Source organism: Sphingopyxis sp. BSNA05, from assembly GCF_013265645.1.
Taxonomy (GTDB): Bacteria; Pseudomonadota; Alphaproteobacteria; order Sphingomonadales; family Sphingomonadaceae; genus Parasphingorhabdus.
In genome coordinates this window covers 1-3,781 of sequence record NZ_PYIA01000070.1, presented here as the reverse complement: position 1 = coordinate 3,781, position 3,781 = coordinate 1, and the positions used below count along the sequence as shown (strand labels likewise).

Sequence of the window (3,781 nt, the reverse complement as noted above, 5' to 3'; positions counted from 1 at the left end):
CGCAGTTGGATGAGGGCGTTCCGCTGGTGGGTTGCTGTGCAAATAACGTCCGGTAAACCCTCACTCTTCAGGGAGAGGAAATCGGACTATTGTGCCTGGCATCCTACTCTAAATATTTCATATTTGTTGATTAGTTGCCGGATGTGTGCGTAATTCTAAAGTATGGACTCGCGATTTAAGCTAATCAACTCGGGACTCTATCCTGAAACCCTACCTCCCTGCTTTGTGTCGAAAGATGCAAAGAGAGCTTTCCATGGGATAGTTAGCTCACTAGACCAAAATAAGTTTAACGAGCGAAAAACAGAATATATTCGTTATAATGGCACAAAACATGACGGTAGCCGTCGTTTTTTGGCACTCCAAACATTATATCATATTTTCACGTCTCAACTTTCATTTGGCAGAATTGGTCAGCCTTCGAACGGAATTTTGAATTATCGAAATACTCAATTGGCAAACCAAAAATCCTGAATGATGACGATGAACGCGCGATAAAGGTACCGTCGCTTTCTGAACTGTCAAAACATGCGTCAAAAAACTTAAAGTATGCGCCCTTCATCCTGAAAGCGGATATTTCGCAGTGTTTTCCTAGCTTATACACGCACTCGATTGCTTGGGCGGCTCATGGCATTCAGCAGTCCAAGCGTGATACAAACAAAGCTTCTAAGAAAAACTTTTTCAATGCTCTCGATTTTTTGTTAGAAATGGACAGCAAGGCAATACCCGAGGGGTGTTGGTCGGCCCAGACGCTTATCGGTTAATCACGGAGTTCGTTCTGTCGCGACTTGATGAAGAGCTGGATGAATTGGTCGGGAACATCATCGTCGGAGCAGTCCGGCATGTTGATGACTATTATATCGGCCTGCGTTCAGAATATGAAGCTCAAGCTGTCCTATCTCATTTGCGTGAAACTCTGGCGCTATATGAACTAAATCTAAATGATCAGAAGACGCAAATATACTCCAGCTTAGAACCGATAAATGATTTATGGGCGCAGCGATTGCGCGACCACATGATCGAAAACGAGTGGGGCATCGTCGAACACTATCGATTAGAAAGAAGTATCTCCGAAGCGATCGCGTCAGCGGTAGAAACTCGCTCTGACAGTCCCATCAAAATTCTATTCAGATCGTTTGACGAGGCCAAAATATACAATTCGCAGGAATGGACTTTTGTGGAGCAACATATTCAACGGATTGTTCAAAAGCATCCTCACGCTATCGACTATGCGTGCCTTTTGGTTGCCAAAAGACATTCTTTGGGTCGCGAAATAGACGAAGATGGTTGGCTCGCCGTTGCGGAGATAATAATCACTAGAAGTCTCACGCTCGATCATCAACATGAAGCTATATGGATGTTTTGGCTCCTGATTGTGTGTGACATCGAAATTACTAGCGCCCTTCCGGAGTCAATTGCCAAATCAAGAAACGCACATTTACGAGCGATTTTGATTCAAGCGTATGTGGATGGTAAGGTAACTAGAAAACCTAAAATGGGCCTCGGCAATTCCTTGTCAACCGTTGATGCAAACTGGCTGGTGAATCTAATCTCTAGGTCGCAGGCCTTTTCGAAAGCTCCTTTTTCAGGGATGTATTCGTCGGAGTTTGATCATTTAGCAGACCGAAACATTAATTTGATCGATTTTGAACTGCACATTGAGCACATAAGAGATGAAAACAGACGAGCCATAAGTCGCACGAGGTATGGATACGATGACGATGACGATGAAGAAGATGATGAGGACTATGATTATCCGTTCTAAAAATAGTGACACAATTACGGTGCCATGCGCGCAAATATTCCACTAAACACACTGGACCCCTCAAAACCCCTGAACCAGAAAATTCAGCGCGTCGACCATCACCGCGCGATAGGGCTCCTCCACATTCACCACCGGCTTGCCCAGCGACGCGCGGCGCAGGGTGCCGATGTCGGTGGTCATCAGGCAGAGGTCTTGCCCCTTGATGGTAATTACCGGTTTCAGCTTGCGCATGGTTTCGGCGCGGACGGCCTTCGCGGGGACCAACGGGACAACGACGGTGCTGGCCAGATCGGACAAAAGGTCGGCCTGCGCCTCCAGCACATAAGGCCCTTCTACCCGGTTCAGCCTGTAGATATCGAGATGAAGATCGCGATCAGTACAGCTGCAATCTATAGCGTCCGGGATACGGTCACAGCCACACCGATTGCCCAACCATTCCTATTGCCTCGGACCTTCCGTAAAAACCCGATGCCTTCCGCGCGCGGAAACATATTGGTGCGCCGTCAGCGCAACGCAGAAACGGCCTTAGAACCTGTAAGTCCAGATATTATATATCCAGTCGGCTTTGGCGCTGGCATCTGCCCTTGCTCGTTCGTCCCCTTCACGGAATTTGTTGGCCAAGAAGCTTGCCAGTCTGGAGTCCCCTTTCGCGGCCTCCAGCTCGCCTTTTTCCAGAATCTCGAAAGCTTCACGATCGATTGAAATCTCAGCCATGCCTATCTCTCCTCTTCTTTCATATCCTCTATTAAATCATATAAACCACAACAATTACTACTAATACCGTGCCTTAAATTCAGGCGCGCGTCATGTGGACATCCTCCGCGACAATATTTATAGTTAGCGCATAAAGAGAATGAACTCAATAGAGCGTCCGATTCGGACCTAACTTGTTCCAGCGATGAATTATTCACCAATATTTCCTGCAGGGATTGCGTGGCGAGACTGCCGAATCTGAATGCCTCGTCGCCAACATATTTATCACAGGCTGACACCACGCCGTCTGGTTCCACTGTCAAATATTGTCCCATACATCCGCCTTGATAAATGCAGAGGCGAGAGTCGGACCCGCCGACGATCCGGTATAGTGAATCAAGTTCGCGAATGGTGATCTTGTCGCGATATTCCGCTTTCCACAGCCGGAAGACATCGCGCAGGAACTCGACAAACCGATCCCACGGAAGATAAGGCATGGGAGAGCTACTTTCGTCATTGGCCGGCAGAGCGTTGAGAAACCCCACCGTTGCCACGTTTTGCTCCAGCAAGCCCTCCAGCAAACCGCGTGCGCCAAGCGCCATGACCTGCTCGTCCACCACCGCGAGCCAACCATGCGGGATCTCGAATTTTTCCAGCAGATCCACGCCCCGCCGCGCGTCTGCATAGCTTCCGGAACCGTCTTTGAACCGGCGATGCCTGTCGTGGTTTTTCTCGTTGAAATCCAGGCTGACCCCGACCGAAAATCCCGTCGCCTTGAAAAAGCGGCACCAATCCTCGTTCAACAGTGTTGCATTGGTCTGGATGGAATGTTCGACGCGGCGATCATCGATCCTGAAATGTTCTTGCAGCCAGATTGCCCGCTCGAAATAGCGGCGGGACAGAAGGGTTGTCTCACCGCCGTGCCAGACAATGTGCAGCCACCGGATACCGGGGAGAGACATTGCGTTTTGTATGGTTTTCGCCAGCAGCTCGAAGGAGATGACCTGGTTCGGGCCTTCCCGCCAGGCATTGCAATAGCTGCACCGAAGATTGCACAGCCTTGTCGCTTTCAAAATAATGTAGAGGCTTGCCGGATAGCGAATGTCTTCCGTCAGCAGTTTCGGCTTTTCCAGTGCGTCCAGACCATCTCTTTGATGGCGATTGAACATATCTTGCTCGCTCAGGCGGAGAAAGTCGAGTGCAGAGGGCGCATGAACAGCCGGTCCATCTGCCAGAGCTTCAGGGTCCATCCCTCCCATGCGAAAACCTTTTTATAAGTTGTTCGACACTAAACTATTATAAACAGACGATGGACCATATCACTTT

Annotated in this window: 4 protein-coding genes; 1 reads left to right on the top strand and 3 read right to left on the bottom strand. The window is 49.0% G+C overall.

All coding sequences use genetic code 11. The features are described from left to right. The first annotated feature begins 733 nt into the window (after window positions 1–733). Window positions 734–1,762, top strand: coding sequence for an RNA-directed DNA polymerase (locus C8024_RS07690; protein WP_173203891.1), 1,029 nt, complete (start codon window positions 734–736; stop codon window positions 1,760–1,762). 60 nt (window positions 1,763–1,822) lie between these two features. Here C8024_RS07690 and C8024_RS07685 read toward each other — a convergent pair whose 3' ends face one another. The 3 genes from C8024_RS07685 to C8024_RS07675 all read right to left on the bottom strand — a co-directional run bounded on the left by C8024_RS07685 (window position 1,823) and on the right by C8024_RS07675 (window position 3,714). Then, the gene (locus C8024_RS07685; protein WP_302051604.1) at window positions 1,823–2,194 is read right to left on the bottom strand and encodes a CcdB family protein; all 372 of its coding nucleotides are present in this window, start codon (window positions 2,192–2,194) and stop codon (window positions 1,823–1,825) included. A 93-nt stretch (window positions 2,195–2,287) separates the two neighbouring features. Beyond that, a complete protein-coding gene (locus C8024_RS07680; protein WP_173203889.1) occupies window positions 2,288–2,476 on the bottom strand; it encodes a hypothetical protein in 189 nt (62 codons plus the stop codon). A 2-nt stretch (window positions 2,477–2,478) separates the two neighbouring features. Beyond that, entirely contained in the window at window positions 2,479–3,714 is a 1,236-nt protein-coding gene (locus tag C8024_RS07675; protein WP_173203888.1) for a radical SAM protein, read from the bottom strand. Between the last annotated feature and the right edge of the window lie 67 nt (window positions 3,715–3,781).